The sequence below is a fragment of the Rhodothalassium salexigens DSM 2132 genome (assembly GCF_004341375.1).
Classification (GTDB): domain Bacteria; phylum Pseudomonadota; class Alphaproteobacteria; order Sphingomonadales; family Rhodothalassiaceae; genus Rhodothalassium; species Rhodothalassium salexigens.
The window spans coordinates 66,246-87,246 of sequence record NZ_SLXO01000009.1; the positions used below are offsets into that span (position 1 = coordinate 66,246).

The 21,001-nt window shown below is 68.8% G+C and carries 16 protein-coding genes; 4 read left to right on the top strand and 12 right to left on the bottom strand.

Annotated features, from left to right (window positions below; translation table 11 throughout):
- Nucleotides 1-3: 3 nt before the first annotated feature.
- Nucleotides 4-786, bottom strand: coding sequence for a 3-hydroxybutyrate dehydrogenase (locus tag EV659_RS11600; protein WP_132709056.1), 783 nt, complete (start codon nucleotides 784-786; stop codon nucleotides 4-6).
- Between the two features lie 18 nt (nucleotides 787-804).
- Nucleotides 805-1,551, bottom strand: a complete 747-nt coding sequence (locus EV659_RS11605) for an acetoacetate decarboxylase (protein WP_132709057.1) — start codon at nucleotides 1,549-1,551, stop codon at nucleotides 805-807.
- Between the two features lie 537 nt (nucleotides 1,552-2,088).
- On the opposite strand from EV659_RS11605, the gene EV659_RS11610 reads away from it, so the two are divergent.
- Nucleotides 2,089-2,673 (top strand): VPLPA-CTERM sorting domain-containing protein, encoded by a 585-nt coding sequence (locus EV659_RS11610; protein WP_132709058.1) that lies wholly within the window; start codon nucleotides 2,089-2,091, stop codon nucleotides 2,671-2,673.
- A gap of 173 nt (nucleotides 2,674-2,846) precedes the next feature.
- Here EV659_RS11610 and EV659_RS11615 read toward each other — a convergent pair whose 3' ends face one another.
- From EV659_RS11615 to EV659_RS11640, 6 genes are all read right to left on the bottom strand, one after another.
- Nucleotides 2,847-3,977: an osmoprotectant NAGGN system M42 family peptidase gene (locus tag EV659_RS11615; protein ID WP_132709059.1), complete on the bottom strand. Its 1,131-nt coding sequence runs from the start codon at nucleotides 3,975-3,977 to the stop codon at nucleotides 2,847-2,849.
- Nucleotides 3,958-5,769, bottom strand: coding sequence for an N-acetylglutaminylglutamine synthetase (gene ngg, locus EV659_RS11620; protein ID WP_132709060.1), 1,812 nt, complete (start codon nucleotides 5,767-5,769; stop codon nucleotides 3,958-3,960). Before ngg ends, EV659_RS11615 begins: the two co-directional genes overlap by 20 nt.
- 3 nt (nucleotides 5,770-5,772) lie before the next feature.
- A complete protein-coding gene (locus EV659_RS11625) occupies nucleotides 5,773-7,557 on the bottom strand; it encodes an N-acetylglutaminylglutamine amidotransferase (protein ID WP_132709061.1) in 1,785 nt (594 codons plus the stop codon).
- A gap of 274 nt (nucleotides 7,558-7,831) precedes the next feature.
- Nucleotides 7,832-9,145 (bottom strand): MFS transporter, encoded by a 1,314-nt coding sequence (locus tag EV659_RS11630; protein ID WP_165878864.1) that lies wholly within the window; start codon nucleotides 9,143-9,145, stop codon nucleotides 7,832-7,834.
- Nucleotides 9,146-9,383: 238 nt separating this feature from the next.
- The gene (locus tag EV659_RS11635; protein WP_132709063.1) at nucleotides 9,384-10,043 is read right to left on the bottom strand and encodes an exonuclease domain-containing protein; all 660 of its coding nucleotides are present in this window, start codon (nucleotides 10,041-10,043) and stop codon (nucleotides 9,384-9,386) included.
- An 18-nt stretch (nucleotides 10,044-10,061) separates the two neighbouring features.
- Complete coding sequence (locus EV659_RS11640; RefSeq protein ID WP_165878865.1) at nucleotides 10,062-11,945, bottom strand: putative nucleotidyltransferase substrate binding domain-containing protein; 1,884 nt, start codon at nucleotides 11,943-11,945, stop codon at nucleotides 10,062-10,064.
- Nucleotides 11,946-12,269: 324 nt separating this feature from the next.
- Between EV659_RS11640 and EV659_RS11645 the strand changes: the two genes are divergently transcribed.
- Together EV659_RS11645 and EV659_RS11650 are read left to right on the top strand one after the other, a co-directional pair.
- Nucleotides 12,270-13,100 carry a DUF2189 domain-containing protein gene (locus EV659_RS11645; RefSeq protein ID WP_132709065.1) on the top strand — a complete coding sequence of 277 codons (831 nt, stop codon included), beginning with the start codon at nucleotides 12,270-12,272 and terminating at the stop codon, nucleotides 13,098-13,100.
- Nucleotides 13,101-13,234: 134 nt separating this feature from the next.
- Nucleotides 13,235-15,337 carry a S9 family peptidase gene (locus EV659_RS11650; RefSeq protein ID WP_132709066.1) on the top strand — a complete coding sequence of 701 codons (2,103 nt, stop codon included), beginning with the start codon at nucleotides 13,235-13,237 and terminating at the stop codon, nucleotides 15,335-15,337.
- A gap of 85 nt (nucleotides 15,338-15,422) precedes the next feature.
- Here EV659_RS11650 and EV659_RS11655 read toward each other — a convergent pair whose 3' ends face one another.
- Nucleotides 15,423-16,601: a glycosyltransferase family 2 protein gene (locus EV659_RS11655; protein WP_165878866.1), complete on the bottom strand. Its 1,179-nt coding sequence runs from the start codon at nucleotides 16,599-16,601 to the stop codon at nucleotides 15,423-15,425.
- Between the two features lie 281 nt (nucleotides 16,602-16,882).
- On the opposite strand from EV659_RS11655, the gene EV659_RS14895 reads away from it, so the two are divergent.
- Nucleotides 16,883-18,478, top strand: coding sequence for a GNAT family N-acetyltransferase (locus EV659_RS14895; protein WP_200287507.1), 1,596 nt, complete (start codon nucleotides 16,883-16,885; stop codon nucleotides 18,476-18,478).
- A 50-nt stretch (nucleotides 18,479-18,528) separates the two neighbouring features.
- On the opposite strand, the gene EV659_RS11665 is transcribed toward EV659_RS14895, so the two are convergent.
- The 3 genes from EV659_RS11665 to EV659_RS11675 all read right to left on the bottom strand — a co-directional run bounded on the left by EV659_RS11665 (nucleotide 18,529) and on the right by EV659_RS11675 (nucleotide 20,968).
- Nucleotides 18,529-18,969, bottom strand: coding sequence for a universal stress protein (locus EV659_RS11665; protein WP_132709068.1), 441 nt, complete (start codon nucleotides 18,967-18,969; stop codon nucleotides 18,529-18,531).
- A gap of 93 nt (nucleotides 18,970-19,062) precedes the next feature.
- A complete protein-coding gene (locus EV659_RS11670) occupies nucleotides 19,063-20,043 on the bottom strand; it encodes an NAD(P)/FAD-dependent oxidoreductase (protein ID WP_132709069.1) in 981 nt (326 codons plus the stop codon).
- 7 nt (nucleotides 20,044-20,050) lie between these two features.
- Nucleotides 20,051-20,968: an SDR family oxidoreductase gene (locus EV659_RS11675; protein WP_132709070.1), complete on the bottom strand. Its 918-nt coding sequence runs from the start codon at nucleotides 20,966-20,968 to the stop codon at nucleotides 20,051-20,053.
- Between the last annotated feature and the right edge of the window lie 33 nt (nucleotides 20,969-21,001).

Sequence of the window (21,001 nt, forward strand, 5' to 3'; positions counted from 1 at the left end):
GGGCTACTTCGCCGTCCAGCCGCCATCCATGGGCAGCATGGCGCCGGTGATCGCACTGGCAGCCGGCGTCGCCAGGAACACCGCCAACGCGCCGATCTGGTCGGTCTTGACGAACTCCTTGCTCGGCTGGGCGGCCAGCAGCACGTCGCGCTTGACCTGTTCCTCGGTCATGTTGCGCGCCTTGGCGGTATCGGGGATCTGGCCTTCGACCAGGGGCGTCAGCACATAGCCCGGGCAGATGGCGTTGACGGTGATATTGTCCTCGGCCACTTCGAGCGCCACCGTCTTGGTCAGCCCGGCGAGCCCGTGCTTGGCCGCCACATAGGCCGATTTGTAGGGCGAGGCGACCAGCGCGTGCGCCGAGGCGATGTTGACGATGCGCCCGAAGCCCGCCTGCTTCATGACCGGCAGGGCGGTTCGGATACAATGGAACGCCGCCGACAGGTTGATGGCGATGATCGCGTCCCACTTGGCGACCGGAAACTCCTCCACCGGCGCCACATGCTGGATACCGGCATTGTTGACCAGGATGTCGAGCCCGCCGAGGCGATCCTGCGCGTCGGCGACCATGGCGGCGATCTGCTCTGGATCGGTCATGTCGGCGCCGTTGAACAGCACCGTGCGGCCGGTCCGCTCGGCCAGGTGGGCGCGCGCAGCCTCGATCTCGGCGGCATCGCCCAGGCCGTTCAACATCACGTCCGCGCCGGCCTCGGCCAGCGCGGTCGCCACGCCGAGACCGATGCCGCTGGTCGATCCGGTGACCAGTGCGCGCTTGCCGTCGATCATCCTGTCCGTCTCCCGAGGTTAAGGGGAAAGATAGTCGTGCACCACGCGGCCATAGGGCAGGGTCAGATCGGCGACGAAATGGATCGCACCGACCACCCGGCGCACCGGCAGGTCGGCCACCGGCGCGTTCACATGCGGGGTCAGCGCCAACCGCGCCGGCCCGGCCCAAAAGCCCTTCACCGTGATATCGGTCAGGGCATAGGCCACGAGCTGCGCCACCAACGGCTTGCCGGTGACGCATGGCAGCAATTTAAGATTGATTTGCGTCTTGGCAAGCATGGCCGCACAGCGATCGTGTTGATCGGCCAGGTTTTCGTGCTTGTAGGCCATGGAGCCCAGGACGACCCGCTCGCCCGCATAGTCGAGCGTGCCGGTCAGCGTATCGCGCGCCACCGCCAGGTGCGGCTCGCCCCAGCGTTTCGGAAACCCCCAGATCTCGCGCCCGGCGGTGATCGCCGGCTCGTTGTTCAGAAACATCATGGCGATGAAGTTGACCGGCTCGCCATTGAGCAGACAAGGGATCACCACGCCCGATTCCTGAAACGCCCCGAAGCCTCCCGCATCCGGCATTTTCAGCCATTCATAGACCACCTGACCCGAGCCGTCGGGCTCCAAAGGGGCCGGGACGAGCGCGCGAATGGCCGCCGGATCGGTCTCGTAGGTAATGTACAACCCCTCCCGGTCGACGAACCGGAACGGACCCACCGGATAGCTGGGATTGGCCAGCGGCATGGCCGGCTGAGACAAAACATTGTCAAGCTTCATAATACCACCTCATGGACGCAAAACCGACTCGAAACACTCTTTTAAATTTCTTCTGGTTAAGGTCTTTCACCTTTTTCATGCATTATAATTGTAACTTATATTAAAATGCGTTTTTCGGATCGATAGCCCGCCACCCACCGGCCGAAACGGCTGTAGACAGCAAGTTGGTTGATTGACCAGACTTCGATTTCAACAGGATTAGTATAGATATTTATCTGACGTTTTTGTTTTTTCAGTAAAGATAGGAAAAGCGCTTTATTAAAAGATTATACTAAAATCTATATTTGTTATTTAGATCAAAATGTCAATTTTTTGACAATATTCGGTATATTTAACTTGTTTTTTGGGCCAAAAGACCAAGGAATAACGTGGCGACGCGGCATGGCTTGGGCGATCTGTTAACCCACCATAACAGAGGGAGAGGGCAAGCCAGCCAAGACACTGAAAAACCAACAGCTTTCATTCTGGCACGTAATTTGTATTGCGCCGCACAGGTTGGCACATCGACCCGACATGTAACGCTTGAAGGAGTATCCCATGCGAGCCAAGACCCTGAAATCCGTGGCGCTTGCCGTGGCGGCCACTCTGGCCATGGCGGTGACGCCGAGCGGTGCCCATGCCACCGCGATCACGCCGTCCAACCAGGGCGGCAACACCGTGATCATTGATTTCGACGGCAATCTGGGCGGCCTGTTCACGATCACCGGCGCCACCGTCGGCGAGACCTTGACGCTCGCCGACATTCAAGCTCTGCAGATCACCGGTCCCGACATCCTCAATATCTTTGCCGGCGACCCGTCGAGCCTGCCGCCGTCAGGCTTCCAGTCGGGCGCCATCGACGCCTCGATCCTGGACAATGTGAACGCCGGCGTGACCATCGACGCGCTGTCCAGCGGCTCGGGCTCGGTGTTCGACGCGCTGTTCCTGGAATTCGACACCGCGTTCGCCGGCGCGTCGGGTGATATCGCCGTGTTCGCGGGCACCAGCACCTTCGGCGTTGGCGCCAACTCGGTGGTCCTGAACCGCGACGACCTGTTGGGCGTGCCCGCCCCTGCCACCGCGCTGCTGCTGATCGGCGGCCTGGCCGGTCTGGCCGGCATCCGCCGCCGCAAGGCCGCCTGACCCGCGGTCGCCGCCAAACGCACCAACCACGCGAACACGGCCGCGCCGGGGCAAACCCGGCGCGGCCGTGTTCTATTCTACCCGATAAGGCGCCTGGGCGAGAGCGCCGCCGCCCCCGCCAGCGTCGCCAACCGCCGGGCTCAGACGCCCCCGGGCTGCCGGGACCGTCGCGGTCAGGCGCCTTCGGGCGCGGTGTCGGTGGGCTGGTGGGTGAAGCCCTTGAGCGAGGCCATTTCCTCGGCGTCGCGCGGGATCTCCACCTCGGATTGCAGATAGACGCCGATCAATTCGGCCAGCGAGCGCAGGGCGTGCAGGTGGATGCGCTCATAGCCGTGGCTGGCGTCGATGCCGAAAGCGGCCAGCGCCGTGCGCACATCGTTGCCGGCTTCAAGCGCGCTGGCGCTGTCCGAGCGATAGTAGCGGAACACGTCGCGCTGGTGGCGGATGTCGTGGGCGTTGCACAGGTCGATCAGCCGGTGGGTCAGGTGATAGTCAAACGGCCCGGTCTGATCCGCCATGGCGATGGTGACGCCGAATTCGCTGGAATTCTGCCCCGGTGCAGTGGTGCCATTGTCGATGGTGACCATCGACGCGATGTCGTGGGTGAGCATGGACGAGGCGCCGACGCCCACCTCCTCGGCGATCGAGAACAGGAAATAGCTGTCCACCGGCGGCGTGATCTCGGCCTCGCGCAGCGCCTTGAGCGCCGCGAGCGCCACCGCAACCCCGGCCTTGTCGTCCAGATGGCGCGACACGATGAAGCCGTTTTCCAGCACCTCGGTATTGGGGTCGATGGCGACGAAATCGCCCACATGGATGCCCAGATGCTCCAGATCCCGGCAGGTCTGGCCCGGCGCATCGACGCGCAGTTCCACATTGGCCCAGGCGATCGGCAGTTCGTCGATCTCGTCGTTGAACGTGTGACCCGACGCCTTCAAGGGCAGGATGGTGCCGCGATAGGCGCCCTTGTCGGAGAACAGCGTCACCCGTGCGCCCTCGGCGAAACGCGCCGACCAATGGCCGATCGGCACCAGTTCGAGCCGGCCATTGTCCTTCAACCGCTTCACCTGGGCGCCCAGGGTGTCCAGATGGCTGATGATCGCGCGCGCCGGGCGCGGCGCGTCGCCGGTCAGGCGCGCGCGAATGGCGCCCCGGCGGGTCAACTCGTAGGGCACGGCCAGCCGATCCAGTTCGGCACAGGTGCGGCGCACCACCTCGTCGGTGAAGCCGGTGGGGCTGGGGATCGCCAGCAGATCTTCAAGGATGCCGATCAGATAATCGGTGTCAATCTTGAGCCGGTCCATGGCCGATGCTCCTTTTGCGGACGGGTTGCAGCCCACTGGGGATGGACTGCGGAAACAACAGATCGATAAAACGCTCGGCGGTCGGCTGGGGCTCGTGATTGGCGAGGCCGGGGCGTTCATTGGCCTCGATGACGATGTAATCGGGTCCGGCGGGGTCCGGCACGATGAAATCGAGCCCGACCACCGGAATGTCCAACGCCCGGGCACCGCGCGCGGCGGCGTCGACCAGCTTGGGGTGCAACTGGTCGGTGACGTCGTGGATGGTGCCGCCGGCGTGCAGATTGGCGGTGCGCCGCACGGTCAGCACCTGGCCCGCCGACAACGTGTCGTCAAGATCGAGCCCGGCGTCGGCGACGCAACGCTTGGTCTCCTTGTCCAGCGGGATCTTGGACTCGCCCCCGGTCGCCGCCGCCCGGCGCCGGCTCTGGCGGCGGATCAGGTCGCGCACGGTGCGCTGGCCGTCGCCCTGGATCTGCGGCGGGCGACGGATCGCCGCCGCCACCACCTTGAAGTCGATGACGATGACCCGCAGGTCGAAGCCGGCCATGAACTGCTCGATCAACACCCGCTCGTCGACCTTGCGCGCCGCCGCCACCGCCTTTTCCATCTCCTCAGCGCTGCGGATGTCCACCGCCACGCCCTGGCCCTGTTCGCCGTCGAGCGGCTTGACCACCACCGCCTCATAGCGTTCGAGAAATTCGGCATTGGCCTCGGCGTCGCCGGCCATCACCTGGGCCGGCACCAAAAGCCCCGCCTGCCCCAGAAGCCGCCGGGTCACGCGCTTGTTGGCGCAGCGGCTCATGGCGATGGCGGTGGTCAGCTCGGTCAGGCTCTCCCGGCAGATGATCGACCGGCCGCCGTGGGACAGCCGGAAATAGCCCTCCTCGGCGTCCAGCACCTCGACGCTGATGCCGCGCCGGCGTGCCTCGTTGACCAGGATCATCGCATAAGGGTTGAGCTTGGCGCCGAAGGCGGGCCCGGCGAACAGCTTCTCGTTGATCGCGTTCTTGGTCTTGATGGCGAAATAGGGCAGCCGCTCGAAGCCGAGCTTCTCATAAAGCGCGATCGCCTGGGCGTTGTCGTGCATCACCGACAGGTCCATGAACGCGCAGCCCCGGGCCTGGAAGTGCTCGGCCAGTTGGCGCACCAGTTGCTCGCCGATGCCGGCGTGGGGCGACTGGGCATCGACCGCCAGACACCAGAGCGACGAACCGCCGGCCGGGTCGTTATAGGCGCGGCCATGGTCGACGCCCATGACCGTGCCGACGATCTCACCGGTTCGGTTGTCCTGGGCGACGAAATGGCTGAGCGCGCGCGCGTCGCCCTCGGTCCAGTAGAAGTCGGGGTCGACCTCGACCATGTTGCGCTCGGCATAGATGCGGTTGACCGCCACCGCGTCCTCGCGGGTCGACAGCCGGCGGATGTGAAAGCCGCGCGGCCGTCGCTTGGTCCGGCGATAATTGTAGGGATAGAGCCGGTAGGTGTTCGACGGGTCCAGGAACAGGTCCTGCGGCGCGTAGGACAGCACCACATGGGGTTCCTGCACATAAAAGGCGATGTCGCGGCGCTGCGGTTTTTCCTCCAGCAGGATATCGGTCAAGGCCCGGGTGTCGTCGAAAGTGTTGGCGAACACCAGCCGCCCCCAGCCGCAGTCGACCACCGCATTGGCGTGCGGCCCGCCGCGGCTGCCCTCGGCGCCCTCGACGCCGGGCTTGAGCGATTGACGGCGCAGTTTTTCGAGCCGATAGGCGGATGCGCCCTGGCCCTTACGGCTATGATCCCGTCCGGTCATCGCTCAGCCCAGATGGGTCTGGAGCCACAACTCCAGCAGCCCGATTTGCCAGAGTTTGGACCCGCGCAAGGGCGTGATGTGCGCTTGCGGGTCGGCGAGCAGCGTGTCCACATAGTCGCGCTGGAACAGCCCGCGCTCGCGCGCCGCCTGCGACGTGACCGCGTCGCGGACCAGCGCCAGATAATCGCCTTGCAGATATTTCAGCGCCGGCACCGGGAAATAGCCCTTCGGCCGGTCGATCACCGCAGCCGGGATCACCTGGCGCGCCGCTTCCTTGAGCGCGTACTTGCCGCCCTCGGCCACCTTGTGTTCGGCCGGCATGGCCGCCGCCATCTCGACCAGTTCATGGTCGAGGAACGGCACCCGCGCTTCGAGCCCCCAGGCCATGGTCATGTTGTCGACCCGCTTGACCGGGTCGTCCACCAGCATGATCTGGGTGTCGAGGCGCAGCGCCTTGTCGATGGCACGGTCGGCGCCGGGCTTGTCGAAATGCTCGGCGATGAAGGCGCGGGCATGGTCGGTGCCGCCATTGAGGAAGCGCGGGTCGAGCGTGCGCGCCATTTCCTCGGCGTCGCGGTCGCAGAACACCTGCGCGTAGGCGCTGGCTGCGTCATTAGCGGCGGTGTCCATCAGCGGCGGATACCAGTGATAGCCGGCGAACACCTCGTCCGCGCCCTGCCCGCTTTGCACCACCTTGACCTCTTTCGAGACCTCTTCGGACAGCAGGAAGAAGCCGATGGCGTCGTGGCTGACCATCGGTTCGTTCATCGCCGCGATGCACTTCTTGAGCGCCGGCAAGGCGCGCGTGCTGTCGATCTGGATCTTGTGGTGGCGGGTGGCGAAATGCTCGGCGACGATGTCGGAATATTCGAACTCGTCGCCCTTTTCCTGGCCGACGCTCTCGAAACCGATCGAGAAGGTGTTGAGCCCGGTCTGCCCGGCCTCGGCCAGCAGGCCGACGATCAGCGAACTGTCGACGCCGCCCGACAGCAGCACACCCACCGGCACATCGGCGACCAGCCGGCGCTCGACCGCGCGGCGCAGCGCCGCCAGCGTGCGGTCGCGCCAGTCCTCGAAGCCCAACCCGGCGTCGCCCGCGGCCGGCCCATAGGACAGGTCCCAATAGCGCCGCTCGCGCCGGGTGCCGTCGGGCTCGACCACCATGAGCGTCGCCGGCGGCAACTTGCGCACCCCCTTCAGGATCGTGCGCGGCGCCGGCACCACGGCGTGGAAGCTCATATAGTGATGCAGCGCCACCGGGTCGATGTCGCGGTCCACGTCGCCGGCCTTCACCAGCGCCGGCAAGGCCGAGGCAAAGCGCAGCGTGCCCGGCGCCTCGGCATAGTAAAGCGGCTTGATGCCCAAGCGGTCGCGGCCCAACACCACGCGGCCGGTGTCCTGTTCGTGGATCGCAAAGGCGAACATGCCGTTCAGCCGCTGGACCACATCCTCGCCCCACTGGCGATAGCCCTTGAGGATCACCTCGGTGTCGCTGGTCGAAAAGAAGCGATGGCCGGCGGCCTCCAACTCGGCGCGCAGGTCGGGATAATTGTAGATGCAGCCGTTGAACACCATGGCGAGGCCCAGATGGCTGTCAATCATCGGCTGGCTGCCGGCGTCGGTCAGGTCGATGATGCGCAACCGCCGGTGGCCGAAACAGACCCGGCCATGCTGCCACAGCCCTTCGCCGTCGGGCCCGCGCGGCGCCTGTGTCTCACTCATCCGGGCCACCAGACCCGCGTCGGCCATCCGGCCGTCGAACCGCACCTCACCTGCTATGCCGCACATACACATCCTCTCTTCGCCGCAGCGTCCATGGCCGCGCGATGTTGCAAATCCGAGCCCTTAGCATGGGGACCGAACGGCGACAAAGCAACCCGACAGGGTTGTGGCACGGCCGTGCCCCCGACGTCGCCCGGCGACATCCCCCGGGCCGCGACCGGGCCGGGGTTGATGGCGGCAGGGCGCGGGAACCGGGGCGTGCGTACCCGAGCGTGGGCGTCGCAGTACGAGCACCGGGGCGTTAGCGCCGGGACGACCGCACCGGGGCGACCGGAGCGCGCTATTCCGCAGCGTGTCGATCGCGGATCGCACCGTCTGGGGCGTCGGCGGCGTCGCCCTGCCCGACGCCCTCGTCGCCGTCTTCGGCCTCGTCGTCGCCATAGGGGCTCAGTTCATAGGCCATGGGCGTGGTGCGCGGCGCCAAGTGGAAATCGACCTTTTCGTCGTCGTCGATCGGCGCGCGGGTGGCGATCATGATGACCGCCGCGGCGGCGGCCAGCCCGTGGATCAGCGAGGTGAACAGGAACAGCGCCGAGGCGTCGAGGAACGCGATCGCCGTCGCGGCCAACAAGGGCCCGGTCAGCGCGCCGACGCCGGTCAGGAACAGAATGCCGGTGCCGGTGTCGACGATACCGTCGGCGTCGGTCCAGTCGATGGCGTGGGCGGCGCTGATCGGATAGAGCGGGAAGGCGAAGGCGCCGAAAGCGAACACCGCCGCCAGCGTCGGGATCAAGGCGGTGGCCGGCCCCATGCGCAGGAACGTCCCGGCGACCGCGGCCCCCACCAGACACAAGATGATCACCCGGCGTCGGTCGATGGCGTCCGACAGCCGGCCGAGCGGCCACTGGAACAACGCCCCGCCGGTGATGGTGATCGCCAGGAACAGACTGACCCCGCCGGTGCCGAGCCCGATCGCCTGGGCATACACCGGTGCCAGTCCCCAGAACGCGCCGGTGGTGATGCCGCCGGCGAGCGCGCCGATCACCGAGACCCGCGGCAGACCGGTCAAGGTGGCGAGTTTGAAGCCGCCATGGGGGCGCTGCACCGGCGTGATCTGCCGGGTCAGCGCCACCGGCACCGCCGCCAGCGAGACCAACAGCGCCGACAGGATAAACAACTCATAGCCGCGCGGGTCGTAGACATTGATCAGCAACTGCCCCGCCGCCATCATCACCAGATTGATGATGGTATAGATCGACAGGATACTGCCGCGCGAAGCGTTGTCGGCGCGTTCGTTTAGCCAGCTTTCCACCACCAGATAGATGCCGGCCAGAAAGACCCCGTAGAACACTCGGAGCGCGATCCACAACCAAGGGTGCAGGAGTAAGGCATAAGCCAGCGTCACCGCACAGAGCAGCGCGGTCATCGCGGAATGGGTGCGGACATGGCCGACGCTCGACACCAGAAACGGTACGAACAGGCTGCCGATCAGGATACCGGCGAAATAGGCTGACCCCAAGGCGGCGATCTCGACGGTGGAGAAACCCGCCAGATCGCCGCGCACCGGCAACAGCACGGATTGCAGGCCATTGCCGGTCAACAGGATCGCGGTCGCCAACAACAAGGCGGTGATGGAAACGAGCAGACGGGTCATGGCAGCCCCCCTTTTCACCAGACACAACTCGGGCGGCCGATCGCACCGAACCAATGCCATCTAACTGTGACCGAAGCCGGTTTCCAGAGGATGAAGACACGAAGAACAAAAAAGGACGGCCCGCGGGCTCTTTTCCCGGTCGATCGGTCGAGAGCGGGCGCCGGCGGCCGGACCGGGAAGACCGGACAAGACGATGCGGGGCCAGGAGACAGACCGACAAGCCGTCGGCACAGCGCGCTTATGACAGAAACCGTTTGAGCAGCGGCGCGTCACCGGCATGGGCCACCTGGGCCAGGAACAATTCGGCGCACGCCAGCGCATCCGACAGCGCATGATGGGCGCGGTAGCGCGGCAAGCCATAACGCCGGCGCACCGCGTCGAGGCGCAGACCGCCCTGCCCGGTGCCGCCATCGCGGCGCTGCGCGGGGCGGCGCTGTTCGACCGTCAACGTGTCCACCACCGGTGCCTTGAAGCGCTCGCCATAGAGCCGGCGGCACGCTCGATCCAGAAACGCCCGTTCCAACGCCGCGCCATGGGCGATCAGCGCCTTGCCGGCCAACGCCTCCCACAGGTGGTCGAGCGCCACCGGCAGCGGCACGCCCTCGGCCAGACGATCATGGCCAAGGCCGTGGATCGTCGCCCCGGTTTCGGCGGGCAGCGCCGCGTCGTCGGGCCGCACCACCTGGTGAAAGGCGGTGCCCACCTCCACCAACCCACGGCGCACCTCGACCGCGCCGATCGACAGGATCATGTCGCTGCGCGCCTTGAGCCCGGTGGTCTCCAGATCGATGGCCAACAGCGCGGCGTCGCGCACCGGCAGCCGGGGCGACGGCCGCGGGGCGGTCAGAAACCGCTCGAACGCCGGGCTCGGCACCCGGATCGGCTTATGCCGTGCCATGCCCATGGCCCGCTCCCGTCAACTCATGATCCCGCGCGCGAACTTGAACCCGATGGCGTTCTGCGCCTGCCGGATCAGTGCGAAGGCGTCGCGCAGATGGTCGCGCTCGAACCGGCTCAAGGCGCCGGGGCTGACAAAATTGTCCGCCGTCTCGCCGGCGCGCACCTGGGCCGCCTGGTGTTTGAGCCGCACGCCGGCGACGAAATCCCAGGCGTCGGTCAGGTCGGCACCATCCGACGCCGCCAACAGCCCCGCCGATACCGCCGCTGCCAACCGCTCGCGCGTGTTGACCGTCGGGCTGCCGCTGGCCAGCGCATAGACCCGCGCGATGTCGGTGATCGGCATGATGCCCTGGCGCTTGAGGTTGAGGCTGTCCTTATGTTCCTTGTCCTTGATCAGCACCAGCTTGCGGAAGAAGCCGAGCGGTACCGAGGCGCGCAGCGCGTCCTGGGTCATGTGGGCCAGGAAGATGGTGTCGCCATGGGCCAGGCCCAGCACATGGTCGCGCAACCGGGCCATCAGGGCGACCTCGCCGTGGACCGCGCGATGGTCGAAAAAGATGGTCGCGTTCATGATCGACTTGGGCTCGGGCTCGGTGATCCAGCGCGCAAAGGTCCGCTGCCAGCCGGACAAGGGCAGCCGCCAGTCCGGGTTCGACGCCATGATGCCCCCCTTGCAATAGGGGTATCCCGCCGCGTCGAGCCCGTCGCAGATCCGCCGGCCCAGCGCCTCGAAATAGCCGCCATGGGCCCGGACGTCATAGGCGTCGTCGATCAGCAGGCCATTGTCCTGGTCCGAACGCGCGCTCTGGTCCTCGCGCGCCAGCGAGCCGAACACCAACAGCGCATAAGGCACCGGCGGCGGCCCCAATTCGGCCTCGGCCAGTTGCGCCAGCCGGCGGTGCACCGCCTCGCCGATGCTGGACACGAAGTGACCGACCGCCTGGGGCGGCGCCCCGGCCTCGACCAGGGCCAGCAGGCTGGCACCGGTGGCGCGCGCCGCCTCGGCCACGGCGGCGGGGTCCTCGGCCTTCTCGATCCGGGCGGTGACATAGAGCGCCTGGCCGCTCAACTGGCTGAGCAGGTCGTTGGCGCTGATCACCGCCACCGGGTCGGCGTCGGCGTCGACCACCGGGATATGGTGGATGTTGCGCTTGGTCATCGCCAGCAGCGCTTCAAGCGCCGTCGCCTCGGCCGCCATGGTCACCGGTTGCGGCGTCATCACCTCGGCCACCGGCCGGTCGAGCGCCAGCCCCTTGCCGACCACGCGGCGGCGCAGATCCTTGTCGGTGAAGATGCCGGCCAGCGCGCCGTCGGCGTCGGTGACCAGCATGGTCGACACGTCGGCGGCGGCCATCCGACGGGCGACCTCGGCCACCGGGGTGTCGCCCCCGCACGCCACCACCGCCCGGCGCGGGCCCAGATCGCCGACCCGCGCGCTGACCAGACGGGTCTCGTCATGGCCCAGATGGTGCCGGTGGAAGCTCTCCATCGCGGCGCGCAACCGATCCGCCTCGGCCATGGCGAAGTAGCGCGCGACCATCGGCTCCTCGTCGATCAACCGGCGGAACACCGCCGCGTCCAGGCAGATCAACAGCGTGTCTTCCAAGGCGCGCACAGAGTTGCGCGTGACCCCGTCGCGCAGCAGCGACCGATAGCCGAAATACTCGCCCTCGACCAGCCGGCTGGTCAGGTCGGTGCCGCCCTCGCGCACCTCAACCGCGCCCGAGCGGACCATGAAGAAGGTGTCGTTGCGCGCCCCGGCGTCTAGGATCAGCGCCCCCTTGCGCTCGTAGCGCAGCCGCAGCACCCGGGCGATTGCGCGCAGACGCTCGCCGGGCAGCGCGTCGAACGGCCGATGCTGGGCCAGGAAATCATGCACCTCCAGCAATTCGACATCCATCGCGCCACCTTTTCGATCATACCCGGACCGCCACCGCATGAGCTTAGCCCCCGCCATCGCCGGGCGAAAGCCATATGCGGGACCCAGCATCCCGATCGCCGTCATGGCCCGACCCCGGTGCCATGACCGCCGGGGCCAGGACGCCCGGGCCGGGGCCGGCCGAATGCCAGGCCGACGTCCCGCCGGTCGGTTTAGGCTTTCGGTTGGCGCGGGGATTTGGCAATCTCTTGATATTACCGCGAACGGAAACTGTTTGCGGCAGAGCCCGTCGGCGATGCGCCCATCGCCCGCCGCCGAGGGAGCCAAATCATAAGAGAGGGGAGCATGGCGAACGCGAAGACGAGCACCGACCCGGACGGCGCGCCCCGCCCGGTCAATCCGCTGGGCCTGTCCGGGGTGCCGGAGATCCGGTCCGTGACCCTGGACGCGCCGTGGACCTGGCTTGCCGCCGGCTGGCGCGACCTGTGGCAGCACCCCGCGCTCAGCCTGGGCTATGGGCTGGGTTTCGCGCTCATCTCGGTGGGGTTGATCCTCGGTCTGGTCAGCCTCGACCTGGCGTCGCTCAGCCTGGCCCTGGCGGCGGGCTTCATGCTGGTGGGGCCGATGCTCGCCGTGGGCATGTACGAGTTGTCCCGGCGCATCCAGTCGGGCGCGCCGGTGACCCTGACGTCGATCCTGTTCGTACGCACCAAGTCGCCGGTGCAACTGGCGTTTCTGGGCGTGGTGATGATGATCGTCCTGCTCGCCTGGGTGCGGCTGGCGACGCTGATCTTCGCGTTGGTCTGGGGCACGCTGGAGTTTCCGCCGCTCGCCGACTTCGTCCACGATCTGCTGTTCACGGCCACCGGCCTGACGCTTCTGGTGGTCGGCAGCGCGGTCGGCGCGGTGTTGGCGTTCGTGGTGTTCGCGGTCTCGGCGGTGTCGGTGCCGATGCTGATGGAGCGCGACCTGGACGCCATGACCGCCGCCTTCACCAGCATGACCGCCGTGTCCCGCAACTTGTGGCCGATGCTGCTGTGGGCGTGGCTGATCGCCCTGGTCATGGCCTTGGGGATCGCTACACTGTTCGTCGGCATGATCCTGACGTTCCCGCTGATCGGCCACGCCACCTGGCACGCCTATCGCGACCTGATCGCCGACCAGCCGGCGGCCTGACGCCAGCGGCGCCAAGGCGGCCTCTGCGGGAGCGCATCGGGACGGCCGGCCACCGGCCGGTCGGACCGCACCTGGTCCGGCCGGTCCAACGATCCATCCGATCAGACCGATCCACCCGATCAGGGAGACCGCCCATGCGCATCCGCCGCCCGGCCCCCTCCGACCCGACCCGGCCGCGCGCCGCCTGGCGCCTCGGCGCCGCGGTCGCCGCCCTCGGTTGCGCGGTGCTTGCCGCCTGTGACCGCCCCGCAGGCCCCGACAAACCCGCCGAGCCGCAATCCGCCGCCACCGCCGACCCGGCCACGGCAATGACCGACGCCCGCCAAACCGACGCCACCAAGGCCGAGGCGACCACCGACCGGCCGTCGCAGACCTATTCGGCCGAGGCGTTCCTCGACACCGTGTCGGTGGGCCTCGCCCCAGGCCACGCCTTCTCGCCCGACGGGTCGACGCTGCTCGCCTATTCCGACCAGAGCGGGGTGTTCAACGCCTATGCCATCGACCTGGCCACCGGCGACAAGACCGCGCTGACCAACTCGGACGGCGACGCGATTTTCCCGGTCAGCTATTTCCCCGACAGCCAGCGCTTTCTCTATTCGGCCGACCAGGGCGGCAACGAACTCACCCATGTCTATGTCCAGGGCCCGGACGGCACCGCACAGGACCTGACCCCCGGCGACGCTGTCAAGGCGTCGGTCGCCGGCTGGATCGAGGACGACGCCGCCTTCGTGGTCGCCACCAACGAGCGCGACCCGCAGGCCTTCGACCTCTACCGCTATGACGCCGAGAGCTATGAGCGCAGCCTGTTGTTCGAGAATCCGGGCGGGCTCTACCCCGCCGAGATCAGCGACGACGGCCGCTGGGTGGTGCTCTCCCGCGCCAACACCAACGCCGACAGCGACCTGTTGCTGGTCGACCTGGACGCCGAGACGCCCGAGCCCCGCCTGATCACCGAGCATGAGGGCGCCATCCAGTTCAACGCCTTCGCGTTCACGCCCGAGGGCGACAAGCTGGTCTACGGCACCAACGAAACGTCGGAGTTCACCCAAGCCTGGACCTACGACCTGGAGACCGGCGAGACCGCGCCGTTGATCGAGGCCGACTGGAACGTGGTCTATGTGTCCTACAGCCCGTCCGGGCGCTATCGGGTCCACGGCGTCAACGCCGACGCGCGCACCCAGGTAACGCTGACCGACCGGTTGACCGGCGACACCGTGCCGCTGACCGACGGGGTCGGGCTCGCCGACGGCATCATCTCCAGTGTGCGCTTCGCGCCCGACGAAACCCGGGTGGCGTTCCGCCTGGAAAGCGCGTCGCAGCCGGCCAATCTCTACACCCTGACGCTCGGCGACGACGCCACCGCCCGGCGGCTGACCGACAGCCTGACCGACGCCATCGACGCCGCCGACCTGGTCGAGGCCACGGTCGCCCGGTTCGACAGCTATGACGGCCTGTCGATCCCCGGCATTCTCTATCGCCCGCACCAGGCGTCGGCCAAGACGCCGGTACCGGCGCTGGTCTGGGTTCATGGCGGCCCCGGCGGCCAGTCGCGGCTGGGCTATAACGGCACCATCCAGCATCTGGTCAACCACGGCTATGCGGTCTACGCGATCAACAATCGCGGCAGTTCGGGCTATGGCAAGACCTTCAACCATCTGGACGACCAGAAGCACGGCGAGGCCGACCTGGGCGACGTGGTGGCGTCGAAGGACTTCCTGGCCGCCAAAGACTGGATCGACGGCGACGCCATCGGCATCATCGGCGGCTCCTATGGCGGCTACATGGTCGCCGCCGCCCTGGCGTTCGAGCCGCAGGTGTTCGATCTCGGCATCGACATCTTCGGGGTGACCAACTGGCTGCGCACCTTGCAGTCGATCCCGGCCTGGTGGGGCCCGCAGCGCGACGCGCTCTACGACGAACTGGGCGACCCGGCGACCGACGAGGACCGCCTGCGCCGCATCTCGCCCTTGTTCCACGCCGACCGGATCGAGCGGCCGCTGCTGGTGGTCCAGGGCGCCAACGACCCGCGGGTGCTCCAGGTGGAAAGCGACGAACTGGTCGCGGCGGTGCGCGCCAACGGCGTGCCGGTGGACTATGTGGTGTTCGACGACGAGGGCCACGGCTTCCGCAAAAAGGCCAACCGGGTCGCGGCATCGGAAGCCTATCTGCGCTTCCTCGACAGCCATCTGAAGGGCCGGGACGCGCCGAGCGAACCCGACGCGACGGCGACCAACTAGCCCGCCGCAGCCCCGCCCGGGCGGCCGGTTGCATCAGACCCGGCCGCCCGGCCCCGCCTCATCGCGGCGGGCGAAAACCAAATGTTTATGAGCGCCGGGCGGCTTCGGCGGCGTCGTAGCGGTCGCGGTTGGCCACATTGCGCAGCGGCAGGCGGGTCACCGCCCAGGCGTCGGCGGCGACCGGGCCGCCGGCTTGGGCCAGCAGGCGCGCATTGTGGGCCGCGTCCACATAGCCCGGGCGGCGCTCGGCTGCGGCTGCGAACGCCCGCTGCGCCGCCGCCCGGTCGCCGGTGCGCGCCGCCGCGACGCCCAGATTGTTGTGCAGGTCGGCGCCATCGCCGGCTTGGGGCCGGCCCTCGACCGCCGCGCGCAGCCACGCCGCCGCCTCGCCCGGCCGGTCGAGCGCCAACAGGGCGGCACCGCCCAGAAACCGCCCCATCCAGTCGGCGCTATGGCCATAGGGCGCGATGGTCTCGGCGCCGTCCAGCAGCACCTCGGCGGCGGCGAGCGCGGCGGCGGCATCGCCCCGGTGCACCGCCTGGGCCGCGCGGGTATAGGCGATCTCGACCGCCGGCAGCCCGGCGCGCGCCATGCCCGCCTCGGCCGCCGCCCAGTCGAGCGCCCGATGGACCCGGCGCATATTGGCCTGGGCCACCGCCAGGTTGCGCGACAGGGTCGCCGCCCCGTGGCGGTAGAACACGCCGACCCGGTCGAGCAAGGCGATGCGCGCGCCGGCCATCAGCGCGTCGAGGCAGAAGCGATAGTCCTCGCCGGTCGACAGCTCGGGGTCATAGCCGACCCGGCGCGCGATGTCGGTGCGAAAGCCGCAGAACAGCCCGTTGAGCCAATTGCGTTCCACCTGTCGCCACAGCCGGCCGGGACCGTGCAGGAACGCCGGCATGGGCAGGTCGCGCTCGACCCGGCCGGCGGTGTCGATCAGCGTCACCGCGTCATAGACCAGGTCGGCACCGGCATCGAGCGCCGCCCGGACCGCCTGCGGCCGGCCCGGCGCCATCAGGTCGTCGGCGTCGAGCCACAGCCCGTAGGGCGTGTCGATGGCGGCCAGGGCAAGCGCCCGGGCGCGGGCGACGCCGCGCGGGCCGGGCGCCGTGACCACCTGGAGCCGTGCGCCCGCCACCGCCCGCGCCCGCGCCACCGTATCGTCGGCGGACCGGTCGTCGACCAGCAGGATCGGCCCGTCATGGGTGTCGCAGACCGAACGCAACGCCGCCGCCACCGTCGACGCGGCGTTGTAGGCCGGCATGGCGACGGTCAGGTCTTGAGACCGAGGCGACGAGGCGGACTGGCGAGACAGGGACTGGCGAGAGAGGGGCTGGCGAGACATGGGGCAGGCTTCGCTGGCTGGGGCGCGCGGGCGCGACGGCGGACGCCCGATCTTGGCCCGACGTGGTTAAGGAACCCTTCAGCGCGGCCGCCGCCCGGCGCCTCACCCTGGCCCTGGATCGCCGGGCACGGCTGGGCTAGGCTCTCCGCCGCCCGTTGCGCCGCTTCGCCTGTCACCCGTCCGAGACCGACCCGATCGCGATGTCCAGCCCGCCCGCCGAGCCCTTGCACTATCGCTGCCTGCCGCGCCGGCGCGTGGAGCGCGGCGCGCTGGCCATCGAGAGCGTGCAGCCCGACGACATCGAGGCGATCCGCCAGTGGCGCAACGCCCAAATGGCGATCCTGCGCCAGGACCGGCCGCTCTCGCCCGACGATCAGCGCGCCTATTACGCCGCCCATGTGTGGCCCGCCATGGCCGCCGAGCAGCCGGCGAACATCCTGGTGTCGATCCTGGAACACGGCCGGCTGGTCGGCTATGGCGGCCTGGTGCATATCCATTGGGCGCACCGCCGGGCCGAAATCTCGTTCCTGCTCGACCCCGCGCTGACCACGCCCAATGTGCGCTACGGCCGCTATTTCCAGGGTTTTCTGGACCTGATCCGCGATTTGGCGTTCACCGACCTCAAGCTGCACAAGCTGACCACCGAAAGCTATGACCTGCGCCCCTATCACCTGTCGGTGCTGGACCGGGCCGGCTTCGCGCGCGACGGCGTGCTGCGCGACCATGTGCGGGTCGACGGCCGCTTTGTCGACGCGGTGGCGCACAGTTGCCTGGCCGCCGACCACCGAGGCAGAGGGGCCAGCCGCGCGCCCGGCCCGCCCGGTCACGTGCTGGTCACCAGCGCCGGCGCCAAGGCGCCGCTGATCCGCGCGGTCAAGGCCGCCGCCCGCGCCCACGACCCGCAGGCGCGCGTGATCGCCGGCGATGTGGACCCCGCAGCGCCAAGCTTCTGCCTCGCCGACGACGGTTGGACCATGCCGGCGATCTCGGACGCGACCATGGCGGCGATCCTCGACGGCTGCGCGGGCCGCGGCGTGGGCCTGGTGATCCCGACCCGCGACGGCGAACTGGGCCTGTGGGCGGCGTGGGCCGCGCGCGCCGCCGAGCGCGGCATTCATGTGGCGGTGTCGCCGCCGGCGGCGGTGGCGCGCTGCCTGGACAAGCTGGCGTTCGCGCGCGCCGGGCGCGACGCCGGCTGGCCGGTGATCCCGGCGGTCGAGCGCGTCGCCGATGCCGGGCCGGGGCCGCTGGTGGTCAAGGAGCGGTGGGGGTCGGGCAGCCGGTCGGTGGCCGTGGGGCTGAGCCCGGCGGCAGCCGAGGCGCACGCGGCGACCCTGTCGGCGGCGATCGTCCAACCGCAGGTCGCCGGCGTGGAGATCAGCGCCGACGCCTGGCTCGACCGCCAGCACCGGGTCCATGGCGGACCCGACGGCGTGGTGCTGCGCCGGCGCGAGCGGGTGGTGGCGGGCGAGTCGCAGGTCACCGTCACGTTCCGCCACCCGGACCATGAGCGCACCCTGGCGGGGCTGTTGGAAAGCCTGGAGTTATCCGGCCCAGTGGTCGCCCAGGCGATCGTCGACGCCGACGACCGCCTGCACGTGATCGAGGTCAACCCGCGCTTCGGCGGCGCCTCGACCGCCGGCATCGCCGCCGGGCTCGACCCGTTCGGCTGGACGCTGGCGGAAGCCGCCGGCCGGCCGCTGCCCGGGGCCGATGGCCTGCGCCGGCCGGGCCGCGTGCACCAGACCCGGCTGGCCGCCGACCATGTGGTCCGGCTGCCCGACGACGCGCCCTGAGGCCCCGAGGCCGGCGCGGGCGCGCGCGGCGCGGCTCGGTCAGGACACCATCAGGGCACCAAAAGCACCGGCACCGGCGCGATATGGGCGATGGCGTTCGACACGCTGCCGACGATCATCTCGGCGATGTTGGACCGGCCCTTGCGGCCGACGATGATCATGTCGGCATTGAGCTTCTGGGCCTTTTTCTTGATCTCTTGCGCGGGATTGCCCCAGGTGTAGCTGTTGTCCGCCTCGACGCCCGCCTCGCGCAGCTTGTCCATGGCCGGGGCGATGATGTCTTCCTTGGCGTGCTTTTCTTCCTTCTTGCGGTCGAGCGGGCGGTGATAGGCGTCCTCGACCCCGATCGGCACATAGCCCGACCAATGCACCACATGGATCAGATGGACCCGCGCGCCGAGCGCCTGGGCCAGCATGATGGTGTGGTCCAGCGCCCGGTGGCTGGCCTTGCTGCCGTCGACGGCGACGATGAACACTTTCTCCGATGCCATGGGCGATATCCCTTATTCTGTCCTTTGGAGCGGCATGGTCTTCGATGCCATCGGCGATGTCCAGCACCCTTGAGCCATATCAACCATGCGCGTTCAGCCCCTGAGCGTGCCCCAGACGGCGACCGCCGCAGCCAGCGCCCGGCCGCTTTCGAACGCCGCCTCGACCCGGCCGTCGAGACACCAGTCGCCGGCAGCCCCCAGGCCGCGCTCGGGCTCGAACAGGCACGGCAGACCGAGCGCCTCGGTGACCAGGGAATAGCGCCATTTGTGCCCGGCGCTGTAGACCGGCGGCCCCAAGGGCGCGCCCAGCAGCGCTTCGAGCGCCGCCTGCAACGGCGCCACCAGGTCCGCCTTGTCGTCGTCCAGATGCTCAGCACTCCACTCGGGCGTGGCGTGGATCAGCCATTGCTGCACGCCGGCCGGGCGCGGCCGGCCCGGGCGCGTCTCGCTGCGGCACGCCCAACCGATCGGACCGGCCTCGGGGCGCAGGAACGCCGGCGCATCGGCCGGCCCGGGTGCCGCCACCATCGCCGCCGCGCACGGCGCATAGACCGCCCGCACAGCCTGGGCCGCCAGGTCGGCGGCGACCGGTTCCAACAACGCCGCCGCCTGGGGGGCGGGGGCGGTGACCAGCACCGCGTCGAACGGCCCCAGGGCGGCGCCGTCCTTGAGCCGCAGCGTCCAGGCGCCGGCCGCACCGTCGATCGCCGCCACCTCGGTGGCCAGGCGCACGTCGAGCCCGTCGGCCAGCGGCGCGGCCAGATCGGCCATGCCCGGCACGCCCACATAGCGCGGCCCCGGACCGCCGCCGAGCGCCGGCCAGACGGCGGCCGTGCCGGCGGCCTCGAAGCGCGCCAGGGCATCGGCGAAAGCCGGCCCCTCGGCGCTGGCGAACTGGGCGCCATGGTCGAACGACCGGCCGTCGCGCGCCCGGGTTGCCAGCCGGCCGCCCAGGCGCCGGCCCTTGTCGACCACGCTGACCCGGGCGCCGCCGCCGGCCAGCGCGTCGGCACAGGCAAGGCCGGCCATGCCCGCCCCGATGACGGCGTAACGCGGTGCACTCAGACTGTTCATCGGCGGGTCATTCGGCGTTCTGCTGCATCCAGGTGAAGGCGCGGGTGGCGTATTTCTCGGTGTGCTTGCCGCCCTGTTCCAGGGGCTCCTGGCCCTGGTTGGAGACCAACTCCGCCCACGCCGCCTTGACGTCTTCGGCGCGGGCATGGGCGCCGAGCGTCACCCCCGGCGTCTCGACCATGTGCGCCTTGGCGAAATGGCCGGCGCCCGCCGAGACGATCTCGCCATTGGGCGCGTCCTCATGGGCCAGCACCACCAGCGCCGGCGTCACCAGGTCGGGCTGAAACAGGTCGTAGATCTGTTCGGGCATCAACCCTTCGGTCATCCGCGTGGCGGCGATCGGCACCAGCGCGTTGACCCGGATGTCGTACTTGGCGCCTTCGAGCTTGAGGGTGTTCATCAGGCCCACCTGGCCAAGCTTGGCGGCGCCGTAATTGGCCTGGCCGAAATTGCCGTAAAGCCCGGTGGACGAGCTGGTCATGACGATGCGGCCATAGCCCTGGTCGCGCATCACCGGCCAGACCGCGTGCGAACAATAGGCGGCCCCGCGCAGGTGCACGTCGAGCACGAAATCCAGATCGTCGAGGGTCATCTTGTGGAACGACCGGTCGCGCAGCACGCCGGCATTGTTGACCAGGATGTCGATGCGGCCGAACCGGTCCAGAGTCTGTTCGACCAGATAGGCGACGCCGTCGCGGTCGCACACCGACGCGCCGTTGGCGATCGCCTCGCCGCCCATGTCGCGGATTTCCTGGACCACGGCGTCGGCGGCGTCCGACGACCCGCCGGCGCCGTCCACATCGGCGCCCAAATCGTTGACCACCAGCTTGGCGCCGCGGCGCGCCAGTTCGAGCGCATGGGCCCGGCCGAGGCCGCCGCCGGCCCCGGTCACGATGGCCACCCGACCATCAAAACGCAGCGTCATGTCTGTCTCCCCCTCTTGGATTGTCCGGCCATT